This is a genomic window from Companilactobacillus furfuricola (genome assembly GCF_003946325.1).
Lineage (GTDB): Bacteria > Bacillota > Bacilli > Lactobacillales > Lactobacillaceae > Companilactobacillus > Companilactobacillus furfuricola.
Window position 1 is genome coordinate 14,880 of sequence record NZ_RHNT01000017.1, and the last position, 22,694, is coordinate 37,573.

21 protein-coding genes are annotated in these 22,694 nt (G+C 38.3%); 9 read left to right on the forward strand and 12 right to left on the reverse strand.

The window, feature by feature from the left end; translation table 11 throughout:
* Positions 1–341 precede the first annotated feature (341 nt).
* Positions 342–497 (reverse strand): hypothetical protein, encoded by a 156-nt coding sequence (locus EKM78_RS12585; protein WP_164507224.1) that lies wholly within the window; start codon positions 495–497, stop codon positions 342–344.
* Positions 498–665: 168 nt separating this feature from the next.
* Here EKM78_RS12585 and EKM78_RS06385 point away from each other — a divergent pair, with 168 nt between their 5' ends.
* The 4 genes from EKM78_RS06385 (at position 666) to EKM78_RS06400 (ending at position 6,604) form a co-directional block, all read left to right on the forward strand.
* Positions 666–974, forward strand: a complete 309-nt coding sequence (locus EKM78_RS06385) for an ArsR/SmtB family transcription factor (protein WP_125770520.1) — start codon at positions 666–668, stop codon at positions 972–974.
* Between the two features lie 62 nt (positions 975–1,036).
* On the forward strand, positions 1,037–2,245 hold the full coding sequence (locus EKM78_RS06390; RefSeq protein ID WP_125770522.1) for an NADH:flavin oxidoreductase/NADH oxidase family protein: 1,209 nt from the start codon (positions 1,037–1,039) through the stop codon (positions 2,243–2,245).
* Positions 2,246–2,248: 3 nt separating this feature from the next.
* Positions 2,249–2,926, forward strand: coding sequence for a type 1 glutamine amidotransferase domain-containing protein (locus tag EKM78_RS06395; protein WP_125770524.1), 678 nt, complete (start codon positions 2,249–2,251; stop codon positions 2,924–2,926).
* Positions 2,927–3,586: 660 nt separating this feature from the next.
* A complete protein-coding gene (locus EKM78_RS06400; protein WP_125770526.1) occupies positions 3,587–6,604 on the forward strand; it encodes a LamG-like jellyroll fold domain-containing protein in 3,018 nt (1,005 codons plus the stop codon).
* 103 nt (positions 6,605–6,707) lie between these two features.
* Here EKM78_RS06400 and EKM78_RS06405 read toward each other — a convergent pair whose 3' ends face one another.
* Positions 6,708–7,199, reverse strand: a complete 492-nt coding sequence (locus EKM78_RS06405; protein ID WP_125770528.1) for a GNAT family N-acetyltransferase — start codon at positions 7,197–7,199, stop codon at positions 6,708–6,710.
* Between the two features lie 66 nt (positions 7,200–7,265).
* Here EKM78_RS06405 and EKM78_RS06410 point away from each other — a divergent pair, with 66 nt between their 5' ends.
* Entirely contained in the window at positions 7,266–7,919 is a 654-nt protein-coding gene (locus EKM78_RS06410) for an NUDIX hydrolase N-terminal domain-containing protein (RefSeq protein WP_125770530.1), read from the forward strand.
* A gap of 17 nt (positions 7,920–7,936) precedes the next feature.
* On the opposite strand, the gene EKM78_RS06415 is transcribed toward EKM78_RS06410, so the two are convergent.
* Both EKM78_RS06415 and EKM78_RS06420 read right to left on the reverse strand, forming a co-directional pair.
* A complete protein-coding gene (locus EKM78_RS06415) occupies positions 7,937–8,170 on the reverse strand; it encodes a cytochrome b5 domain-containing protein (RefSeq protein WP_125770532.1) in 234 nt (77 codons plus the stop codon).
* Between the two features lie 151 nt (positions 8,171–8,321).
* Positions 8,322–8,966: an FMN-dependent NADH-azoreductase gene (locus EKM78_RS06420; protein ID WP_125770534.1), complete on the reverse strand. Its 645-nt coding sequence runs from the start codon at positions 8,964–8,966 to the stop codon at positions 8,322–8,324.
* A gap of 87 nt (positions 8,967–9,053) precedes the next feature.
* Here EKM78_RS06420 and EKM78_RS06425 point away from each other — a divergent pair, with 87 nt between their 5' ends.
* Positions 9,054–9,989 (forward strand): helix-turn-helix transcriptional regulator, encoded by a 936-nt coding sequence (locus EKM78_RS06425; RefSeq protein ID WP_125770570.1) that lies wholly within the window; start codon positions 9,054–9,056, stop codon positions 9,987–9,989.
* Positions 9,990–10,652: 663 nt separating this feature from the next.
* Positions 10,653–11,141, forward strand: coding sequence for a hypothetical protein (locus tag EKM78_RS06430; RefSeq protein ID WP_245994823.1), 489 nt, complete (start codon positions 10,653–10,655; stop codon positions 11,139–11,141).
* 57 nt (positions 11,142–11,198) lie between these two features.
* On the opposite strand, the gene EKM78_RS06435 is transcribed toward EKM78_RS06430, so the two are convergent.
* The 6 genes from EKM78_RS06435 to EKM78_RS06460 form a co-directional block, all read right to left on the reverse strand.
* On the reverse strand, positions 11,199–11,756 hold the full coding sequence (locus EKM78_RS06435) for a hypothetical protein (RefSeq protein ID WP_125770538.1): 558 nt from the start codon (positions 11,754–11,756) through the stop codon (positions 11,199–11,201).
* Between the two features lie 90 nt (positions 11,757–11,846).
* Complete coding sequence (locus tag EKM78_RS06440; protein ID WP_125770540.1) at positions 11,847–12,362, reverse strand: DUF2798 domain-containing protein; 516 nt, start codon at positions 12,360–12,362, stop codon at positions 11,847–11,849.
* Positions 12,363–12,546: 184 nt separating this feature from the next.
* Positions 12,547–15,450: a hypothetical protein gene (locus EKM78_RS06445; protein WP_125770542.1), complete on the reverse strand. Its 2,904-nt coding sequence runs from the start codon at positions 15,448–15,450 to the stop codon at positions 12,547–12,549.
* 376 nt (positions 15,451–15,826) lie between these two features.
* The gene (locus tag EKM78_RS13360; protein WP_342768442.1) at positions 15,827–16,060 is read right to left on the reverse strand and encodes a GtrA family protein; all 234 of its coding nucleotides are present in this window, start codon (positions 16,058–16,060) and stop codon (positions 15,827–15,829) included.
* Positions 16,011–16,274: a hypothetical protein gene (locus EKM78_RS06455; RefSeq protein WP_125770544.1), complete on the reverse strand. Its 264-nt coding sequence runs from the start codon at positions 16,272–16,274 to the stop codon at positions 16,011–16,013. Before EKM78_RS06455 ends, EKM78_RS13360 begins: the two co-directional genes overlap by 50 nt.
* A gap of 433 nt (positions 16,275–16,707) precedes the next feature.
* Positions 16,708–19,458 carry a cation-translocating P-type ATPase gene (locus EKM78_RS06460; RefSeq protein WP_125770546.1) on the reverse strand — a complete coding sequence of 917 codons (2,751 nt, stop codon included), beginning with the start codon at positions 19,456–19,458 and terminating at the stop codon, positions 16,708–16,710.
* Positions 19,459–19,778: 320 nt separating this feature from the next.
* Here EKM78_RS06460 and EKM78_RS06465 point away from each other — a divergent pair, with 320 nt between their 5' ends.
* On the forward strand, positions 19,779–20,237 hold the full coding sequence (locus EKM78_RS06465; protein ID WP_125770572.1) for a nitroreductase family protein: 459 nt from the start codon (positions 19,779–19,781) through the stop codon (positions 20,235–20,237).
* Positions 20,238–20,283: 46 nt separating this feature from the next.
* On the opposite strand, the gene EKM78_RS06470 is transcribed toward EKM78_RS06465, so the two are convergent.
* A complete protein-coding gene (locus EKM78_RS06470) occupies positions 20,284–20,892 on the reverse strand; it encodes a GNAT family N-acetyltransferase (protein ID WP_125770548.1) in 609 nt (202 codons plus the stop codon).
* A 106-nt stretch (positions 20,893–20,998) separates the two neighbouring features.
* Here EKM78_RS06470 and EKM78_RS06475 point away from each other — a divergent pair, with 106 nt between their 5' ends.
* The gene (locus EKM78_RS06475) at positions 20,999–21,838 is read left to right on the forward strand and encodes a mechanosensitive ion channel family protein (RefSeq protein WP_245994825.1); all 840 of its coding nucleotides are present in this window, start codon (positions 20,999–21,001) and stop codon (positions 21,836–21,838) included.
* 87 nt (positions 21,839–21,925) lie between these two features.
* Here EKM78_RS06475 and EKM78_RS06480 read toward each other — a convergent pair whose 3' ends face one another.
* Positions 21,926–22,681, reverse strand: a complete 756-nt coding sequence (locus tag EKM78_RS06480; protein ID WP_125770550.1) for an alpha/beta hydrolase — start codon at positions 22,679–22,681, stop codon at positions 21,926–21,928.
* Between the last annotated feature and the right edge of the window lie 13 nt (positions 22,682–22,694).

A 22,694-nucleotide genomic window follows, 5' to 3' on the forward strand; every position in this document is an offset into this window, starting at 1 on the left:
ATAAGTATATTCATTAAACATTATACGACAATCAGAAAAAAATTAATGTATTGGCAAACTATAGAAAATCGCATTCAAAATCAGTAATCAAAATAAAAGAACCAAATTTCAGTTAAAACATTAAGTTATAGAACCTTAAATCCTAAAGTCATAAATTGTAATAGTTTTAAGGTCTTAAGGTTTTAAGGTTTCAAGATTTAATTTCAGAAGAAATGCGAGATAGACATGTGAGAAATAGGAAGAGAAAACACTGCCGATTTAATAAACAGAAATCGGAAAAGAAAAACAAAAAAAGTGGATATACATACCACTCAGGTGGAGGGTCGGGGCGTGATATGGGCTCAGTGGTGAAATGCATCTTGGCGACGAAGGAGCTTAGATGAAGGTGCAATTTTGAAACAAGCGAGCGCCCTTTGCTCGATTGGTTCAAAATGTGCCCACCACGTTCCCGACCTTGGTTGTTCGGTGGAGTAGCCACCATAAATTCGGTTGCGCAAGTGCGGTAGCACTTACGTTCCTTGATTATCGTGCCTCGACCTGGAACCGGCATTGAACGTACAACAAATCAATCTACCACTATCCCCTTAAAAAACATTTGACAAAACAAAAAATAAATACTATCATACGTTTAAACATTTAAACATATAAGAAAAGAGGAAATCCGAATGGCAGAAGAACCTATCAAAATATTTCGTCAAGGAATGCCATTATTTTCCGTATTTCAAGATGAAAACCGGCAACAAATAATAATGCTACTTTGCGATCACAAATCATTAACCGTCAATCAAATCACTGACCAATTAGAACTATCCCGCCCCGCCGTCTCGCATCATCTAAAACTAATGCTAGATGCTGGCGTAATAACTTTTAAAAAAGTTGGCAAAGAACGATATTATCAAGTATCGCTCGATGAGACCTTTCAGTACTTAAAAGATCTGACCACTTCGCTGGAAAACAGCATTTCATCCAATTAGGATGAAATTTTTTTAAAGAACATGTTTAAATGTTTAAACCTATAGATATAGAGGAGAAAATTATGACTACACCATTCACACCACTTACACTTAAAAACGGCACTACTTTAAAAAACAGATTCATGAAAGCAGCTACTAGCGAAACCCTGGGTGACAAATATTATCGCCCTACCAACACATTGATCAATTTGTATCGTAACTGGGCTAAAGGTGGCACCGGACTGATCATCACAGGAAACGTAATGGTCGACAGTTCAGCCAGAGGAGAATTCGGCAACGTTGTTGTTGAAGATACGCTTAATTTGGATCAGCTATCCCGATGGGCTCATGCTGCTACTGATAACGGCGCTCAAATATTCTTACAGCTGAACCATCCTGGCAAACAATCCCCTAAAACTATCAGCAAACAACCGGTTTCGCCAAGTGCAGTACCAATGACCGGTGACAATGCCTTTGCTTTTAACGCACCAAGAGCCCTTAGTCGAGTTGAGATCAAAGAGATCATCCAGAAATTCATCAATGCCGCTGTAGTTGCAAAAAAAGCTGGCTTTTCTGGGGTCGAGATCCACGCAGCTCACGGGTATTTACTCAATCAATTTCTTTCACCACATGACAACCGTCGCGTTGATGAATACGGTGGTACACTTGAAAATCGCGTGCGAATCATAGTTGAGATTTACACGGGGATGCGCGAAAAAGTTGGTGATGACTTCTCGATCGCCTTAAAGATCAATTCATCAGATTTCAGCGATAATGGTTTTTCGGAAGAAGATTCACTCAAGGTTATTCAAAAAATGGATTCACTGGGGATCGATTTAATTGAGATATCCGGCGGTAATTATGAAAATCCAACGATGCAAGGTGTTGGTAAAGGTGCCTTCTTTATCAACTATGCTGCCAAAGTCAAAGAATCGATCGACATGCCTATCGCTGTGACTGGTGGCTTTAATACTGCTAACGGCATTGACAATGCTATCGAAAACAATGAAACTGACCTTGTAGGTTTAGCACGTCCGCTAGTAATAGTTCCGGACTTACCTAATCAAATGGAGCGCGGAGCCTTTACCAGAGCCAATGTTCACTATTTGACGACCGGATCAAAATCGTTCGATAAGAAAATCAGTTCACTGATCGGATTGAGCTATTATCAGCAGCAAATGGAACGTATTGCCTCAGGTAAGCATGTTATCGACACCAATAGCGCCTGGGGTGCACTAGGATTTTCAATTAGAAAACAAGGTCTCTCAGCCTTGCTACCACAAAGGGGATAAATTATGACAAAAGTATTGATTGTCCTAACTAACACAACTAGATATCAAAACACGACTGATCCCACCGGATTGTGGCTAGGTGAAGCTGCTGAATTCGTTGACGAGATGCAAAAAGCTGACATCGATGTCGATTACGTCAGTCCAAAAGGTGGCTTTGTCCCACTGGATCCAAGAGGAATGAAGTATGCAGATGAATCGATCATGGACGTTTATGAAAGTGCCGACTTTCAAGATCGAGCTTTAATGAACTCACTCAAGCCATCTCAGGTCGATCCCAAAGAATATGATGCCATTTACTATACAGGTGGACACGGTGTGATGTGGGACTTCCCTAACAACAAGGAACTTCAAACGATCACCAACCAAATCTATGATCAAGGAGGCTACGTTTCATCAGTCTGCCACGGTATCGCCGGATTATTGAATGTGAAAAATAAAGACGGTCAATACTTGATCGCTGGTAAAAATATCACAGGTTTTACAACCAGTGAAGAAGTCTTAGCTGGTAAGAAAAAAGTCGTTCCCTTCCTGAATGAAGAAGTAGGCAAAGCTCATGGAGCAAACTTTGAAACCAAACGTGCTTATAAGAGTTTTGCTGTTGAAGATGGTCAATTGATCACTGGTCAAAACCCATTTTCGACACGAGCAGTTGCTGAAAAATTAATTGCCAAAGTTCGTTAAAAAGCTAAATAATCCAAGTTGGATCAGAAAAACAGACTGCTGACGTCGCTCAAATGCGAATGTTAAGTAGTCTATTTTTTTCAATAAAAAATTAATATTTTTCTCCTAAACAAGCTCATTTGATATTTTTTATTTATATATCCTACAAATATTATTTTTCTAAATTGTCATTTCTGAATTATGTTGACGGATAAGTCAGCAATTTGATACACGCTTTCATTTTAGAAAATATGCCTAATTCAATGATATTTAAATTGTAATTGTATTGATACAACAATAAATTTATTATCCTCATTTATACATTCTACGAAAATTTAAATTTTTAATATTGCATATCTCAATGATAAATTGAAATTATTCAATATTTAAGGGGGAATGTTCCAAATTTTATCAACCGTATATCCGAAGATTAGATATACACCTATGTAATTTTAAATTACTTCAAGTCTTAGCAGCACTCTTGATACCTAGATGGATCATTAATTCTCAACTCATTAAAAATATCAAAACTGAAATATAACAACTTTTTAGAACGAAGGATTCGATCGATAGTCCTATAACAAACTATCGATCCACACAATATTTCACTGATATTCAGAGTTTGCAGAAATGCAGCTAAGTATTGTGCTAGTTAAATTTTAAAAACTTGGAGAGATTTAAATGAAACCACGTATTTTAACCACTTTATTGATTTGTTCAGCAACATTAGCAACAACAGTCACACCTGCAGTTGCGGCAGTGACGACGACAAATGCAACGCAAGCAGCACAATTACAAGCACCAGAAAATGACGTAAGGTCAACTGCTGTCGCTGATTTGGGTATCCGAGGAAACGACTTCAAAGATATTAAGAATTATGGTGCTTGGGTTAAAACTGGAAATCCAACTGTTAAAGCTGACACTTCAATGAATGGAAAGATCATCAAATTCGATGGTCATTCAGCTTACTACAAAACTCTTACTGACAAACAAATAAATAACCTAAAAAATGGCTTAACGATCGAAGCATATTTTAAATACGACCCAGCAGCTAATACCAATGGCTCTGAACACGAAATTTTCTCTAGTCAAGAAAAAGGTGGCTTCGGCTTAGGGGTTAAAGATGGACGGATCATCTTTTTTGCTCATGATGGCGCTGGTTATAAAGAACCTTCTGCAAAGCTCGAATTTGGCAAATGGATCCACGCTGTTGGTGTGATCGATAAAAACAAACAAGCTAGTTTGTATATCAATGGAACTAAAGTTGATTCCAAGGATATGCCTGGTGATTTAAAATTCGCACAAGGCACTAAAAGTCTAGTACTTGGTGGAGATGCTGCGATAAATCCAGCAGACTCAACAAAACCGGCTGTATCTTCACAAATGACAGGAAAAATCAAATCAGCTCGTTTGTACGATAAGACTCTAACCGATGACCAAATTGCTCAACTAAGCAACAATGTTCAAAAAGATTTTCATGCAGAAACTCCAATTGACAAAACAATCCGTGCAAAATTAGTTGGTCCTAAGCAAATTGCTGCAGGAGCAACCTATGGTTTTAATGTTCAAGCTAGTCAATTGACGGATGAAGATGCAAAATCAATGTCATTCGATGTTGTTTTTAATCCGGACTTATTTGAATATGTTGATGCAGATCGAACAATGGCTGGCAAAAACACCGCTGTTAAGGCGGTCGAAAATGAACCGGGAAGAGTGCGCATTACTACTTCAGCCGACTTATCAGATTCAGACTTCATGTATTATGCTAAAACTCGATTGGCACACATTAATCTACGTGCAAAAGCAAATGCGTCTGGAAAGACTGCCATTCAATTTCAATCGACTAATGGTTCTGAAAAAGTTGACCTAGTTTCACCATTAAATGTAGATATTCAAGCTAAAAATTCCCTTGACTACAATGGTGATGGCATCATCGGAGCCGGTGATATTGCCTTAGCACCTAAGGACAAGAAATCAGACGTTGCTGCTAAAGCAGAAATCAAACCGTATAAACACGTTATCGTTTTAACAACTGATGGTGGCAGTAATCCTTGGGATCCAAGTGGGATTTTCTATGCCGAAGGATCTGATGCAACAACTAAGACTCCAAAATGGACAGATGATCCAAACATCATGAGTAAACGTACTAACCAATATACAATGGATCTGTTCAACAACAAATTTGCTATGAGTACAACTGCCAATTCCGTAAAACCATCCATTTCTGCACAAAATTATATTTCAATGTTGCACGGTCGACCATGGGGATCTTTACCTAAGGAATATCAAGGAATAAATGGAACGATGGGACAACAATATTTTGCTGGCTTTGGAAAAGAAACACCCCTATTCCCTTCTGTATTCAAAGTTTTACAACAAAATAATCCTAATCAACAAGCTGCTGCATTTTCTGAATGGGGACCAATTGTTAATTCAATTGTTGAACCTGATGCTGCAGCTAAAACTAAGCAATCAAGTAAATTAAAATCATTTGATGATGTTGCTGATTACATTGGAACTGATGATTTTAAAAATACTTCACTAGTCTACATGCAAAGTGACTACATGGATGGTCAAGGACATGGTCACGGCTGGTTTAATGATAATTATTGGGCACAATACAAGCAATATGATGGTCTATTCAAAAAGGTGATGGATAAGCTAGAATCTACAGGTCATCTTCATGATACTCTAGTAATTGCCAACTCTGATCATGGTGGAGATGGAAAGAGCCATGGTCAAAACTACGAGATCCAAAACAGAAATATTTTCATTGCTCTAGGTGGTGAAACCATTGACAGTGGACGTCGCTTAAATGGTGGTAGTAATGCTGATATTTCCGCCCTTATTTTAAAAGCATTACAAGTCGAAGAACCTAGTTCATACCAAGCTAAAGTATTCGATAAATCAGCATTTCTAAGTCAAACTGAACTTGCAAAGAAACAACGTAATGTTGAAACTGTGAAACTAACGCAACATGGTAAGACAGCGAAAATTAATTTAACCAACTTAAAGAAACAACGCACCATTAATACAGTTGATATGATGATCGACCTAAATGGCAGATCTATCAATAAAGTAACTGCTCTAAAGGGTGTTAAAATCCTTCGCCAAAAGGTAGAAAATGGGCAATTAAAATTAACAGTTTGCTTTGATGTAGTACCAACTACTAGCTTAGCGACAATCGAATTGAAAAAAGGTAACCAAGCTGAAATATCTGTTCAACAAGCAATGGCTTCAACAAACGACGGAAAAGAAATTTTAGTAGATTTAGCAAACAATGATAAATTTATTGATGTCAACAAAGTCATTTCATTGCATGGATTAGGTAAAAATAAGACCGTTACTCTTTATTCATCTGACTTGAAAAAAGTTGGTCACAGATCACTTCTCAGCGGAACAGATTGGCGTTGCGACAAAGTGATGATCAAAAACGGCGTTAAGTACTACCGAGTATCTTCAAACGAATGGGTACACGAAAACGATGCTTATGAGTTTGACAACGTTACAAAAGTTTTGAATACACCAAAAGATAAAATAACTACTTTGGTAAATTCAAATGGCGAAAAAATCACTACTCGTGGCTTAGCTCCAAACACAAAATGGGCAACTGATCGTACAGTAACCATTAAAGGAAAACTTTACTACCGAGTTTCCACAAATGAATTTGTTGCAAGCGATGAAGTAAGTTTCGACTAAGTTCGTATTGTTAATTATCCATATTTAGATCTACATCGATTCACTCAAATTGATTGAAAAAGCTACTTATTATTCCAACATGGAATGAATAAGTAGCTTTTTTTTACTGATTTGATATTTTTTTGAGCATGTTATACCAAGTTTCGCCGGCATGTTCCGATTCGGCGACACCCATATTAACGAAGTCATTTTTTAAATAAAACGGTACATTTTTGTCGCGACTAGTCAAAGCTATTGTTTTACGATGATGCTTTCTAGCAATGTCTTCGATTGCTGCCAGCAGTTTGGAACCGACTCCTTGCCCCTGAAAGTGAGGATCAACTGCAATTGTGAAAATGATCTGATTGCCACCCTTTTCTAAATTGTGAGGTGTTTTTTCATACATCCAATCTTCAACATAAGGTTCTTTAGCAGCAGGTCCGACTATGAAGCCAGCAACTTTGTTATCTACTTTGGCAACCAAAAAGGTATCTGCCAGTTTCTCGATCCGATCCGGATATTGCTTCTCCGTTCCAGCCTCTTGATTATTGAATCCCATCTGTTCAATTGCCAAAATTGCCGGTAGATCTGACATTGTTACATTTGTGATTTTCATTGTTGTACTCCATTAACGTATAATTGATTATAGATATAATCATAACAAATCAGTGGAGGAACTAATATGGAAGATATAGATTCATTGATCCAACAACTGCAAGCTATCGCCCAATCAGGTAAACATTATGGTAAAGATATTTTTGACCGTGAGCGTTACGAGCAACTAGAGCGTGTTGCGAAAAAATTGACTAGCCAATTGGTCGACAATGCTGACTGGAAAAATTTATCCTTGTTTTTCGATGCTGATGTCGGTTATGTGACTCCAAAAGTCGATGTCCGCGCTGCTACTTTTAAAGATGACAAGATCTTACTCGTAAAAGAAAAACGTGGCGAAGTCTGGTCGATCCCCGGAGGCTGGGCAGATCCTGGTTTCTCGCCCGCTGAAATTGCCGTGAAAGAAACTTTCGAAGAAGCCGGCATCCAAGTAAAACCCAAACGTTTGATAGCTGTTAAAGATATGCAAAAAAATAATTATCCGAAGAAAAATTTTGCTTACATTTACAAGCTGCTTTTTGAATGTGAGCCAAATGACGACGACCTCCACGGTGGGGTCGAAACTTCCGATGCCCAATACTTTTCCTTGGATGAAGCATTGAAGCTGAACTTATCGCTCGGTCGGATCTTGCCGGAGGATCTCAAGCTAGCTTTTGAATGCCATCAAGCAAACAACTGGGAAACTTATTTTGATAAAACAAATGCACCTTATTCGCCTGAATAAGATGCGTTTTTTATTAATTATACTAATTTACCAACAACTGGCAATTTAGGAAGTACTGAATGTTTATGTGGCGATTTCATGATAGCTTCGGTCAAATCGTTACCCGCAGTATTACCATGATGTTTACCGCCAGCCCAAGGCTCAACATTAGTTACATCGTAGACAGTCCCTTCGATAGCCACGTATGCGGGATTGCCGTTTGAACCGTCGAACTTCTTTAACTCTTCGAGTGTAAATTCTTTATCTGCCATATAAAACCCTCCATTAAAGAGCTTGGTGAAGTGACTACGCTTCAGAACTCGTTTCCGCCATAAAAATACTCCAGAAAAGCCAGCCCCACCAATCTCTAATTATTTAACTACAACTTAACAATATCATACATTTATCACTCTATAAACAGAACTAACGATAAAATCTCTCAAACTCAATTTTCAGATCTCGACGGGCTTTTTCCACAGCCTCTTCAATATCCACCCCGCTAGTCTGTGTTCCTTGCAATCGAACGATTGAAAACTCATCAAATCCCATCATTTCTTCAAACATAGCTTGTAGATAAGTCCGTTGAAATTCCAAAGGCGTGTAACGATCACCATTAGTATAGACGGATCCACTAGCTTGCAATAAGATCACCCGATAGTTGTCAGTCATCAAACCGATCGACCCTTCGGCAGTATAGCGAAAAGTTTGGCGGGCGACTAAAATGTTGTCGATATAATCTTTCATCTTCGAAGTAACGTTAAAATTATGAACTGGCGCCACAATGACGATCCGGTGATGTTCTTTAAATTGATCCAACAACTTTTGATTCACTTCAAAAATTCTTTGCCCCTCGTCATTCAAAGTCATCCCTGCGGCTTGCTTATTCCAGATGCCCAGCAATTGCTCATTAGTGATCTGTGGAATCTCGGCATCGTACAAGTTGAGTATGTCCACATTTTGTCCTGGAAATCGATCGTGATATAACTTCAAAAACATCCCTTCCATTTTCTTAGAAAAATGATTCTCATTGGAAAAATCTGGATGCGTATTAATAATTAATGTCTTCATAATATCCCTCACTGTTTTTTGCTATGGAATAAGCATACAATCTAAAGGTGACAAGTAATGACATCTTTAAAAAAATCGAGGATAAAAATGAACAAAGCTGAGCGACTCAACCAAGAATTGATATTTTTAAACTATAAGAACTTTTTTCAGGTGAAAGACTTGATCGAAGAATTCGCCATTTCTAAGCGAACAGCCTTGCGCGATATTTCCGAACTGGAACAAATGGGGTTATCGATCTATGCCGAAAACGGGCGCAACGGCGGTTATCATATTATTAGCTACAACTTGATGATCCCGATAACTTTCAGTTTAGAAGAAGTCAATGCCATTTTCTTTGCGATCAAATCACTCAATCTTTTATCTGCCACACCGTTCGAAAAGTCTTATTCACACATTTATGACAAATTGATGGCAACTCTACCGCAGCTACAACAAAAACAAGTTCAAAAAATGCAGCAAGTCATCCAATATTACAATGCACCGACGATTGCTCAGACTAAATTTTTAGAAACCATTTTGCAGACGGCATTAGACGAAAAAGTTATTGAAGTCACGTCGCAACAATTTCCTGGATCAAGACTACTACTGCAGCCATATGACTTACTGTATCGGAATGGCATTTGGTTTTTTAATGCGTATGATTTCACCGATCAACGTTGGTGGACTTACCGGATCGATAAGATCACCAACATATCGACCAGTGATGATACAAAGCCACTTACTCGGACTCAGTTAGAAGTGAAAAATCAACAAGACGTGATCCAAAACCACCCCATTCGATTCAAATGTGCCTTGACCAAAAAAGGTTGTGAACTATTCCAAAAAAACAATTATCCTAATATGGAACTACAAACTGAATCTGACCGATCGTTTATGGTAGGTAGTTACAGCCAAAATGAATTTTCTTACATGATTGAATATTTAATATCACTAGGAAATAACGTGACAATCATTTACCCAGAAGCATTGAAAAACGGCTATCTGAAAGAAGTACAACAGATGATATCACAATATTCAAACTAAAATCATTTTTATTAATATGATAATATTGATGATATCTTAATTTCTCAAAGGAAAATAATCATATGCGTAAATTCACTTCTATTTTAACTAAGGTGCTTTGGGTTTTAGTACTAGTGCTCATATTCAGATATCTTTGGAGCAATCACGGACTTACTCAACTAACTATTAATTTGGGACTAGGTTCTCACAAAAGTCTATTAGAAAATCTTTTCTCAGTTACTTTGCTAGTTACCGCTTTTAACTATATTTACTACCACTTGATTCATCCTCAAAAATAATAATGTTCTCTCCACAGGAACTTAAAGATGCCTATTTAGACGGATAATTGCACAATATAAGTAGCTATGGTAGATATTTTTCACTAAAATAATTTTGTGATTTTTGAGATAAATCATTTTGCCTCAAGCACTCGTCTATGCTCCACAAATGCATAGAATTCAACTTCGTAGTCGAACATCAAGAAATTTAACGCTATCAGCAATACAGTTGCGTCATTATTTGTAACTAAAAAAATATAAAAAAGCCTTTGATTTTAAAAAATTTAAATGATATATTTTAAAAGTATTTACTGCGTATAATTGTTCAGCGTAAAGCACACAACAGTGTCTTTGCGCTTTTTTTGTGCAAAGACAAAGAAAGAGGTTTAATATTTTGGATTTTTATATGAAACTCCCACGCACTAAAAGAGAATTTGCCCTGTTCGTTACAATTGTCTCGATTCTCTCCGTTAATATCATTGCTCCACTCATCACCTGTTTTGAAACGGGATTTAGTTTTCACACATGGGGTCAAACTTTACAAGTTCTACCATTCATATGGTTAGTAGTAGTATTATTCGTTTTGATCACCAACAGTCCAGCATCAAAAGTGACTGACCAAATACTTGCAAAAAATGACAGTTTCAATGCCCGTATGATCATTAATTGTTTAATAAACGTTCTAATGATGTCAGTCTTTTTGACTGTGATCGGCAGTTGGATCGGCACCAGACATATTTCCTGGTCACCAATCATTCAGTTCTTTAATAAATGGCCAAGAAACTTTGCTGTATCATTTCTCGTCGAAGTAGCTTTGGCACAGCCTTTTGCTCGCTTTATCTTATTCAAAAAACATCAATTACAAGATAAGCGAGTGGAGGCTGCTGTCGACTAGGATTCGTATCAAAAAAATAAAAAGCTGGGCAAATTTGTCCAGCTTTTTACATACAAATTAAGCTTTTTCGATCTTACCAACAGCAATCGGCAATGTCACATGAGCGTCATAAGACCCAACCTCACCTGCAACGGTACTTGGCAATTCTAGACTGTCTGGAACTCCGTGGATATAGATCACTCGCTTGTCGAGATGCAGCTGATCGTCTCCAAAAGCTTCTTTGAATTTAGCTTTTAATGCTGATAAGGGAACGATCTTTTCATATTTGAAATGACCTGCCGCATCTGACACTGGATATTCGTCATTCCGGATATCCATTTTTTCTGGTGCATCATTGAATGGGACCATGGTCGTTCCGGAAACTGGCTCAGTTTCCGGAAGGTCAACGAAGCCGTCCTTGTTGGCATCTTGTGCTTCAGTGGCAATTTCAGCATCTTTGCCATCAGGGAAGCCATGGAAATGTTCCCAATGTTGGGTGTTTTCTGGAGTATCGAACATTTCGATATCGATGATCAAATTGTCGTCGCTTACTTCAAATGTCGCTGATCCATGCGGTTTCTTACCAATTTTCTCAGCATTTAAGGGGACAATATCTGCTTTATACTTTTCAACCATACTAAATTACCTCCATTATTTGTCATACATGATTAATATAATTAATAAAAATATTTTTGCAAAGAAAAAAGCTCCCATAATGGGGGCTTCTTATACTTCCTCTTCAGCTTCTTCAATAGCTTCGATTTCAGCTTTTTTGGCAGCTGCACGTTGCATTCTACCTAATACTTCACGGGCAATTGGTCCAACAATCAATAGTTGCAATGGTAAGGCGACGATCAAGTTGAAGATCCAAGTATGGCCGTATGTAGCAAGTACGTGGCCCTGTGTTAGTTTTCCTTCAACTGCAATACCGAACAATGACATCAATGTGACCATTCCAAGTACCATCAAGACGGAAATTGTGATACCGATCAAGACAGTCTTTTTCTTCATATAGTCGTTGATGATATATTTGAACGCTAATCCTTTAGCGATTGGTCCGACGATCAGCAAGTCTAAAACAATAGCTACTAACAAGCCAAGTGGATAAGCCTTCAAGATTGCCATTGGCAAGTCACTGCTGATCCCCTGAGCCATGGCTACGTTGTATCCAGTCATGACTAACACCATTAATCCTGCCATGATGGCAGTAAATACTACTTCTTCTTTAAAATTACGTGGCATATATTTACACACTCCTATTTTTTCACAGAGCTTAAATATAGCATGTTAAAAATATTTTCATAAGTTACAATTTGATTACAAATTATAAAACGCTTGCATTTTAAAAAACAAAGTGACAAGCTGCACGTAAAAAAAACACTCTCCGTATGGAAATTGCCAATTGGAAAAGTGTTTTTTTCATATATTACAGAGAATCAGTGGCATTCCAATAAAACTTGCTCTTGAATTGCCCGTCAGTCGTTCCTTGATCTCGTTTTACTTTTAGGTGGAGCTTTTCTTTAAGAACATCAGTCAAGACGGTTCGGTTAGTTACGTCGTCAGGTTTAATATCGTATGAACGAGTTGAATCGACTTTGTAATTATCCCACAGTAGTTCTGTTTTCAATACTTCAGTCTCATCACCCGCTTTTTTAACAAACGATTCATGTGCCAAAGTCACATGAACGGGATTGGCTTTTTTATCTGGTTCACGATAATCATCGACAAACAAATTACCCTTGACTGTCGGTCGAGCATCTTTTTCACTGTTCGAAGCTAAGTTCAACGTCCCGAAGTCGATTTTGTCGGGAGCGATGATCTCAAAACGACCGCCATCTGGTAGTTCTTTTGGTTTCATACGGAAATAGAAATTCGGTGCAGCGTATTTAATTATGTCTTTACCGTGAACATCTTTTTCCGTACTTTTGATAACAAATGGAATCGTGTGAGTATCTGTGTTTTTTAGGTATGGTTTTAATGAAAAACCCGGAAGTGTCCAGAAATTCGGTGCATTAGGTTCAGATCCATCACCCATTTCAAGTGGTTTTTTAATCAAAACACCATCAACGAAATAACTTATTTCATAAATCCCACTCGTACTGAAACTTACGCCTGAGATATCTAACTTATCGATAAATTCCTTATCGGTTCGTGGTTCATAAGGATTATTGATATTCGTACCATCACTCGGTGTATTTACCTGAATAAATACAGGGTAATCTCGCTCAGGTAAATTAACGTAAGTCCGTCTGATTTCAGAAGTTAGGCCTTCTTTGTCGATAGCAATAGCATATACTTCGTTGATACCAGCTTGTAATTGATCCAACGATATTTCAGTCGACCAATTTTGTGGTATACCTGAATTTTTATCGTGATCAGATTGCTTTTGGAAATCTTTGGATACGTCAATACCATGTTCTAACAATTCTTCTTTATCTTTATCATTTTCAAAGAAATCTTCCGCTGGTCTGACCAAATATTTTACTTTTACATATCTATTATGGGCAGATCTCCACTCTCCATCTACTTTGAACGACTCATCTTCCGGTTTCAATTCATGTGGCATAGATTTTTTAGCTGCATTGTGGATCTCCAATTCTGGCTCAAATTTGACTTGTAACGCATTAACAGCATAACTCATCGTAACTTTTTCACCTGGAGCTAGCGGTTGATCTTTAGTATGCATCGATACGCCGGAATCGTATGTATATTTTTCATTTACCCAGGTATTTCCTCGACCTGGTTCAGTTTTTTTATCTCCCAAGTCATTAATACTGGTAAATGCATCTTGTTTTTTTATGGCACCATTATAATTCCAAGGAAAATGATCCTTCTTACTAGCCTTATAATACGCAGATCTTGTTCCTGAACTTGACCAAGCATACGGGTCATCTTCAAATCCATCGAATTTCATTTCGACACGTTGACCATACTTCTCAGAATAAGAATAAACACCTTGATGATCACCTAATGATCTGATCGGGTTATCCTGTTCCTTTGGATCCATTTTATGGTTCTTCATAAACGTAACATCTCGAAAGACATACCCTTGAAAACTATCGATATATTTACTACCTACATTGAAAAATTCATGGTTAATAATTACACCGTTATTCTCATCAAATCTTTGTGTGATCTTAACTCTGATTTGGTAATCACCCATTTTTTGATAAAAAATCAATCGTTGCATGATTGTTTCCTCATCGGATTCTGGATCTTTGTACAATTTGTAATATAATCGTGTTTGTTTTTTTACCAGTCCAGTATAATCACCAATATTTTTCTCATCAGGACCAAAAATTTTAGGATATTCTTTGGGCATTGGCTTTTTGTAATAATTAAAAAGATTAGTAGTTACAAAGTTTCTTTGCGATCCGCGATACTTTTTGTCACCGGCACTAACAATATTGGGTCCAAATCCTGGTGGCGGTAACATTCCGTCACCAAAAGTATTAGTGTAAAATTTATTGCTTTCAGATTTTTTATTTGTTTGTAAATCAGTCATCTTTCCATTTTTGGGAACTTCAATAATTGAAGTATTCGCCGCCGTAACATTATCTTTTCTTCCGGTACCGATCGGTACCCTACCGAGTAGTCCTGCTACACCCGTAGATAGTGGACGACCAGCAACAGCATCTTCGATCGTAATTCCTTGTAAAGCATAATTAATGGCTCCAAAATAAATAACAGGATACGTTTTAGAACCATCAGGGTTTGTTTTAACATGACCAGGTGAGATCATCATTCTATTCGTCCTGGTCCAGCCCTTCGTTGGATCATCCTCATTCTCATAAATATTAGGATCTTCATCCACGCCATCGTCGTTATTGTCCCCGGCAATTTCCTCTTCATTCCCATCGCTGATCTTACCCTCAGCATAGGAATTAGAACCTTCAGGATTTAACATTGTTACTAGCAACTGTTCTTCATTAATATCTGAAAATCCCATGATTACTTGTTCAGGACTATTAGTAACTAAAGTAAATGACCCTTCTCCATTTTCATCTACTTTATTTTTTAAATTAAGATGAATTTGTTGATGTTCATCGTCAATTCCAACATTGTCATCGCCAATTTCTTTTTGTAAAGATCCGACATCCACATCTTTTATTTGCGGTGATGTTAAATGCAATATCGGTCGTTCCTTATCTAGTTTGTACGAGATGGTGCTTTTACTACCAGTTTGTATGGTTTCGGTTTTGCTAATTTTGACACTGCTGGTCACTGGCTCAACAGCATTTACCTCGGATTCTTTCTTAGTAAAACCCATAGCAACGGCTAAAACTAGCAATGAAACAAGTACTAAAATAGCAGAATAAGCTCTTTTCATACCGTGATCTCCTATCGTTTCAATTGATATCTAATGGTTGATTTTAGCAATGTTAGATTAGATTATACTTTTAAAAACGATAAGGATTACTTTGAAAAATGAACCAATATATCATGATTATTTTTTTGAATTAGTTGAATGTTCTCTATATTTTTGTGATAAAGATATTTTTGAAAGGTTTTTCAATCAAAAAAACTGCCACATTGCTTATCTGAATGGGCAGTTCCGCTATTATGAGGAGAAATTTTTTCTCTTTTTCTGAAAATGATGAATTTACTGAAGAAATAATTTAAAACGATTACCCACGAAGAGGCTCTATACAAGAAGAATGATCTCATTTCTAACCAGAACGCTTTACAGCTAGTGGTATGAGATTTTAAAACCCATAATTTGTTAGTACATAGGCAAACAAGATCAATAGAAAGTAGGCAATGACATTCGCCACTTGATAATTGATGTCCAGTGGATAGTGGTATAGCCAAAAACAAACAATATTTACTAGCGTAGTTAATACTCCAAAAATAAAATATGAAATCGTATCTTTGTATTTCTGATAAAAATTAGTTAGCGTCTTTTGCTTCTTTTTTGAGTCGTCTGGTTTTGCCGTCACTGTAAAGAAAAGCCATTGCTGATAGTCCTATCACTGGCATTAAGATGTTTTTAACATTTAAGGACATCGTTCCTTTGACGAATAAATATATTACTAGGATTATGGATAGAACTGGCACTATTAATCCCAAGTACGGATTTTTCAAGTAGCCGAATAAATATTGAAGAGCTATTGCTACTATTATCACGATTAGGATAATTGCTTGTATTGACATGTCGGACTCATCTCCTGGATTTTTAGCTTGGTAATAATAATTGTAGCAGATTGAGTGATTTAGTTCTTTTCGGAAAAAACACCAACCCATTTTTGATTTTGAGTTGGTGTTTTTGTTTATTCTCAAGGATGTTGAAACGAGCTCCTGGTGACAGCGGTAACCGGTTAACACGGGTGGTCGCGGCACGTTTGTTTGAATTTTTCCTAAACTTGCTGAATAAAAATAGAGGCATCTATTTCTGTCTGATAAATTTGCAGTGGTTTGGATAGTGGTGTTTTTCTTTATCCTCAAGGATGTTGAAACGAGCTCCGCGAGGTAGCGGCCTCCGGTTTAGAAACTGTCAGCACACAAGGCACGACTTCGTCGCACCTTGTGTGCTGACAGTCTCTAAATCCTCAGCAGCTGACCAACCTCGCTGCGCTCTCTGTGTTTTTTACCAGATTTTGACCCCAAATATTTCTTTGATCCCCGACAATACCAAGGTTGGGATCGCCGGTAAGAATACTACCATTATGTAAACTACGAACGGTAACTGTGCTGTTCCCATTACTGTGTTGAAGAATGGGATCGCTGTTACTAGGATCGAACTTACGCTGGCAAATGCTACGGCTAGTAGTAAGTGTTTGTTTTCAAATGGATTTCTTCTGAAGATCGATTTGGAACTTCTGGCGTCGAATACGTGCCATAATTGACCGAAGACTAAGGTCAAGAAGGCCACGGTTTGTGCTTGATTGCTGGTGAAACCAGCTCTTGCTGCCATGGTGAAGGCAAAGAAGACAGTTAGTCCCATTACTAGACCTCTGATCAAGACCCTGGACCAAGTGTGGTTAGCTAGGACTGATTCATTGACGTCACGTGGTTTTTCTTTCATGATGTCTGATTCGGCAACATCATATCCTAAGGCAAACGACGGTAAAGAGTCACTGATCATGTTGACCCAGAGGACCATTAAAGCACTTAATGTCGCGGTTCCGGCAGTCACTTGGCCCACTGATTGAGTAAACAATAACCCAAATAGTAAGGCCGATACTTCGGCAACGTTGGTCGTTAATTCGTGACGCATGAAATTTTTGATATTGGCGTAGATCATCCGACCGTTTCGGACCGATTTTTCAATCGTGGTGAACTTGTCATCTAATAGGATCAAATCGGCTGAATCTTTCGTAACCTCAGTCCCTGTGATCCCCATGGCGATCCCGATATCAGCAGCCTTCAAAGCTGGTGCATCGTTGACACCGTCACCAGTCATAGCAACGACTTGTTTATGATTTTGCAATTGTTTGATAATCCGTTGCTTGTGTTCTGGCGTTACTCGGGCATAGACATTGGTACCAATGACGGCATTAAAAAGCTGATCGTCCGTCATTTGCTCGATCTCGGCACCTTCAATTACTCGAGCATTTTTTGATTTTACGATACCCAAGTCGTAAGCGATGGCCCGGGCGGTTTGTGCGTGATCACCCGTGATCATGACTACTTCGACTTGAGCTTCGTTTAAAGTTTTGACCGATTGCTTAACTTCCGGTCTTGGCGGGTCGATGATGCCGGCCACACCAACGATATTTAGTTCTTGCTCTAGCTCTTCGACACTGCCAGTTTCGGCTTGGTGTTGCGTAATATCTCGATATGCGACAGCTAGAGTTCTTAAAGCTTTTTTAGCGTATCCGTCAACAATTTCAGTAAATTTTTCATGGTGTTGACTATCTTGTAATTTTCCATCTATTAATACATTCTTACTATTTTTCAGCAAGACGTCCGGAGCACCTTTAGTATACAGGCGATATCCTCCGTCATTTTTAATGATCACGCTCATCATCTTACGTGCGCTAGTAAATGGCAATGTTCGCATGAGTTCGCTTTGTTTTAAGAGGGATTCTTTCGTAACTCCTGCTTTTTGTCCGAGCACGTTTAGGGCAATCTCAGTCGGATTACCAAACGGCTTCATTTTGCCATCAACTTCTTTAACACTCGATTCATTACTCAAAACAGCACCTTTTAAAAATTCGGACGAATGGTTATTGAATTGTCCAGTACTGTCACTGATCGATCCGTTGATATCATAACCGAGCCCTTCCACTTCATGATCGTTAGTTCCATCATAAAATTTCGTCACGGTCATTTGATTTTGTGTCAATGTACCAGTTTTATCAGAAGCAATATAAGAAGTACTTCCTAAGGTCTCAACACTATTGAGCGATTTGATCAAACCATTGTTGAGAGCAGTTTTGGTCGCACCGATAGTTAATACGATCGACAAGACGATTGGCATCGCATCAGGGATCGAGGCAACTGCTAATGAGATCGATGTCGAAAGCACCGATGTGATCGAAGCTACGCTCAATTCACCGGCCTTAATAATACCAATGGCAAAAGTTAGGAAAATGATCAATCCAGAAACTTTCATCAAACTGCTAGTTAATTTCTTAATAGTGTTTTGTAGAGGAGATGGCTTTTTCACGGTATTTTGTAGCATTGAAGCAATATTACCTAATTCAGTATTACTTCCAATGCCCACGATGATACCAACGCCTTGTCCATTGGCGACCGTCGAACCTGAATATCCCATATTATTGCGGTCAGCTAGTTGGACATCATCCTCGATCGGATGGATATCTTTTTGAATTGCGTCGGGCTCACCAGTTAAGTGGGATTCGATCACTTGTAGTTCAGAACTTTCTAGCCAGCGAACATCGGCTTCCACGAAATCCCCCATCTTAACTTTAACAATGTCACCAACAACTAAGTCAGTCGTTGGCACACTCTTCCACTCCCAGTCTCGTAAAACGACACTGGTTCGGTCGTTCATCTCCTTTAAAGCATCGAGACTTTTCTTCGTACTCATCTCTTGATAAAAAACGATCGACGCGTTGATTATTACCAAGATACTAATGGCGATAGCTTCATATAAAGCTTCCATCCCATGTTTAGGGTCAGCTTGGATATTAAAAGCGTATAAAGAACTTAGTAACGATAATAAAACTGCCCCAAGCAGCACGATCACTATCGGTTCTTTAAAGCCCCGAAGAAAAACTTTCCACATCGGGTCAGCCTTTTCCTCATCTAATTTATTGGTTCCATATAGTTGGCGATTTTGTTTGACTTGGTCATTACTCAGGCCACGTTTTTCATCGACTAATAGCTCGTCTAATACATCCGTAGTTGTTAGTTGGTGAAATTTAGTCAGAAAATCAATCCTTTCATGTGTTTAAGTGAAAACAAGCATTTAAAATTACTTTTCAAAAAATAATCGTAAAATTACTCGAAACTTAATTATTTATATCCCTCTATTTAATATTTTATCAGAAAATTATATATCATGCTATACTAAATAACTTATTATTCAAAATTATATTACTGTTTTTTGAACAAACAGCCATTGTTGACCATTGACGAGTGAAATACTTTCATGTTTTTTGTGAAAATACCTATTCCATTTCCGGTAGCGGTTTCATTATTGACGATAAATGCTTATGATGGGAGTAGTAAATGATTGGAGGAATCAACGTGGAAACTACCAATATGATCAACTCACGTAAGGCGATCCGTGAATACAAGGGACAAATGAGAGATTGGCAACTCGACAGCATTTTAAAAGCTGGCTATGCGGGACCAGTCGGCATGGGTGAATACGAAAACTACCGCTTCACTGTCATCCAAGACCAAAGCGTACTTTCAAAAATGAATGGCATTTACGACGCTCCCACTGTCATCGTTATTTCCGTCAAAGATCCTGGCCAAATGGAATTCATCTCCACCGGATGCATTGCTCAAAACATGGCACTAGAAGCAGAAAATCAGCGAGTTGGTGCGAACTTGAACATGGCATGCCTAGGCTCGATCCCTGAAGGAGTCATCCCCGAAGGATTCACACCTACTTTCGCGATCACTCTCGGTTTGACCGACTACGAATTCTCACCTCGTGCCATTTCTTTGAAACGTTTCAAAACTAACTTCGTGAAGTAAAAAAATCTCTGAAGGACAACTCCCTCAGAGATTTTTTGTGTAAATTTTAAAATTTTCGACGATACAAGAAACAAGTTAACGGTACGAATTTTTCTCCGCGGCGATATCTAATAGTAGCCTCACGATATCTTTCAAAACCTCGATAATCGTAAAACTGATAGCTGCAATCAGTGTCGGTGTACAAATTAATCTCACAACCATCATAGTCTTGAGCCACTTGATCTAACAAAAACGTCCCGATCCCTTTAGTCTGATTATCGGGATCAGCGGCCAAATAATTGATCTCAGCCGTTGGTTTGTAATGTTTGCGATAGTCAGTTAACATTACCTTGTTCACATCATCATACGGATTTGCTCGGTCAAAGTTACGGACGAGCTTTTCCATGATTTCAACAAAGACACGTTTAAAAAAAGTCGCAGCAGGTTTTTGTTTGCCGAACTCATTCAATAACAAAACTCCCGCCAACTGCTCATTTTGATAAGCGGCGTATATTTTGGTTGCAGAAATCAATTCGTTATACCAAAAATAGCGACTATACAGCTCCAGTCCGACGGGATTTTTCGTGTACTTATTGAAATGCATCCCTTTTTTCGCAAATTGAATGCATTTTCGATAGTCTGATTTTTTCAAAGGTTTTATTTCTAATTTACTCACAAGATTCTCCCGATATTATTTTGGTTATCGCCACCATTCTATCAGAAATGTTTTAAGTTCTCTGTGATAAGATAGTTTGATAGATATTATCGGAGGATTTTTTATTTTGAATTTGTCATTTAACGTATTCAATATCGCCAAGAAAATGTTTCTCAAGATCGATTGGGAACAAGTCTTAGAACACATAACTAGTGTCGTCATCCAACTAGTTTTTTTGACGGTTGTTTTATTATTGATCAACTGGATCGGTAATAAGATCATCAGACATATTTTTAAAAACAATTGGAAATCGCTAGCCAAAGTTCCCACGAAAAAATTGGATACAATTTATACGCTAGTTTTGAATGTCTTCAAATACGTTCTAATATTCTTCTGGATCTACGCCTTCCTGTCAGCCATCGGAGTTCCTGTTGGGACCTTGATCGCTGGTGCCGGGATCTTCAGTTTGGCAATAGGTCTTGGAGCTCAAGGCTTCGTTTCCGACATGGTCAACGGCTTGTTTATCTTGCTAGAGCAGCAGATCAGCGTTGGCGACATGATCAAGATCGGTGCGATCGAAGGTCGTGTGACTTACGTCGGTATCAGAACTACCCAAGTCCAAAGTATCGACGGAACTTTAAACTACATCCCGAATCGAAATATCACTATCGTCAGCAACATGTCGAGAAACAGCATGCAAGCCTTGATGGAAATCCCTATCTCCAGTGGCGCTCCATTCAACGAAATCACCAAAATAATCAACAATATCAACCAAAATCTCGACCTAGAAAAACTCCAAATAACTAAACGCCCTTACATAGTAGGATTCTCCAATCAAAACGACGGTACCCTGGTACTCCAAGTCGCAGCCTACACACGACCTGGGGCTCAGTATAATGTTAAAAATAAATTGTTGGAAAAATATTTAGGTGCCATTCGAAATGCGAAGATAGAATTGCCTAAATAACAAAATCAATTCACCGTCTCCAATCCAATCTCAACAAAATTCATGATAAAAAGACATGCTACCCGGCATGTCTTTTCCTTTCTTCTCTTACTTATCTTCACCCAAAAAACTACAAACAATATCCAAAACTTCCTCACGAGATCCCCCTTCAGTAAACCCATGATCAGCATGCGGTAACAGTGTAAGATCACTCTTTTCATAAACTTCATCATATCGTTTCGAAGCAATCGGATCGACGACCATATCATCCAATCCGTGCACCAACTGAACTGGACCTCGAAACTGACGAGCGACTTCATAAATAGGCAAAGTCTGCGCTGTTCGTAAATAAAATCCACCCAGAGTCAAACCTTTTTTGATCGGCAATTTATCTGGGATATGTTGCGGATCATAAGTGTAGCCTTGAGTATCGCCCTTCAAAGCATCATCTTTCAAAGTAGCAGCTGGAGCTAGTAAAATCATACGTTCGATCGAATCAGAATAGTAACCTGCTAACATGCTAGCGACAACGCCACCTTGCGAATGACCAACCAGATAAATTTTTTTCACGCCAGAAAGTTCTCGGGCATAATCCAAAATAGCCTTACCATCACTGATTTCGTTCAATACAGTCATATCCTCAAAAGCCCCATCACTTTGACCGTGACCATTAAAATCGACCCGCAAAGTCGCAAATCCCTCAGCACTCAATCGGTCAGCCATTTGATATAATAACTGATCAGGATTCATCCCCCGATCAGAAGTAAAACCGTGCATCAAAATAGCTAGATCAAATGAATCGGCTTTAGGCAAGGTTAGTGTCCCCCGTAAAGTCAATCCATCACGTTGAATTTCAACATCCATACTAAAACCTCCA

Bases quoted from the DNA above. Each gene is read 5' to 3' on its own strand.
- EKM78_RS06395 (WP_125770524.1), top strand. From the start codon at position 2,249: ATGACAAAAGTATTGATTGTCCTAACTAACACAACTAGATATCAAAAC.
- EKM78_RS06385 (WP_125770520.1), top strand. From the start codon at position 666: ATGGCAGAAGAACCTATCAAAATATTTCGTCAAGGAATGCCATTATTT.
- EKM78_RS06440 (WP_125770540.1), bottom strand. From the start codon at position 12,362: ATGCCACGTAATTTTAAAGAAGAAGTAGTATTTACTGCCATCATGGCA.
- EKM78_RS06430 (WP_245994823.1), top strand. From the start codon at position 10,653: ATGAAACTCCCACGCACTAAAAGAGAATTTGCCCTGTTCGTTACAATT.
- EKM78_RS06425 (WP_125770570.1), top strand. From the start codon at position 9,054: ATGAACAAAGCTGAGCGACTCAACCAAGAATTGATATTTTTAAACTAT.
- EKM78_RS06415 (WP_125770532.1), bottom strand. From the start codon at position 8,170: ATGGCAGATAAAGAATTTACACTCGAAGAGTTAAAGAAGTTCGACGGT.
- EKM78_RS06420 (WP_125770534.1), bottom strand. From the start codon at position 8,966: ATGAAGACATTAATTATTAATACGCATCCAGATTTTTCCAATGAGAAT.
- EKM78_RS06390 (WP_125770522.1), top strand. From the start codon at position 1,037: ATGACTACACCATTCACACCACTTACACTTAAAAACGGCACTACTTTA.
- EKM78_RS06480 (WP_125770550.1), bottom strand. From the start codon at position 22,681: ATGGATGTTGAAATTCAACGTGATGGATTGACTTTACGGGGGACACTA.
- EKM78_RS06400 (WP_125770526.1), top strand. From the start codon at position 3,587: ATGAAACCACGTATTTTAACCACTTTATTGATTTGTTCAGCAACATTA.
- EKM78_RS06455 (WP_125770544.1), bottom strand. From the start codon at position 16,274: ATGTCAATACAAGCAATTATCCTAATCGTGATAATAGTAGCAATAGCT.
- EKM78_RS06405 (WP_125770528.1), bottom strand. From the start codon at position 7,199: ATGAAAATCACAAATGTAACAATGTCAGATCTACCGGCAATTTTGGCA.
- EKM78_RS06435 (WP_125770538.1), bottom strand. From the start codon at position 11,756: ATGGTTGAAAAGTATAAAGCAGATATTGTCCCCTTAAATGCTGAGAAA.
- EKM78_RS06410 (WP_125770530.1), top strand. From the start codon at position 7,266: ATGGAAGATATAGATTCATTGATCCAACAACTGCAAGCTATCGCCCAA.
- EKM78_RS06445 (WP_125770542.1), bottom strand. From the start codon at position 15,450: ATGAAAAGAGCTTATTCTGCTATTTTAGTACTTGTTTCATTGCTAGTT.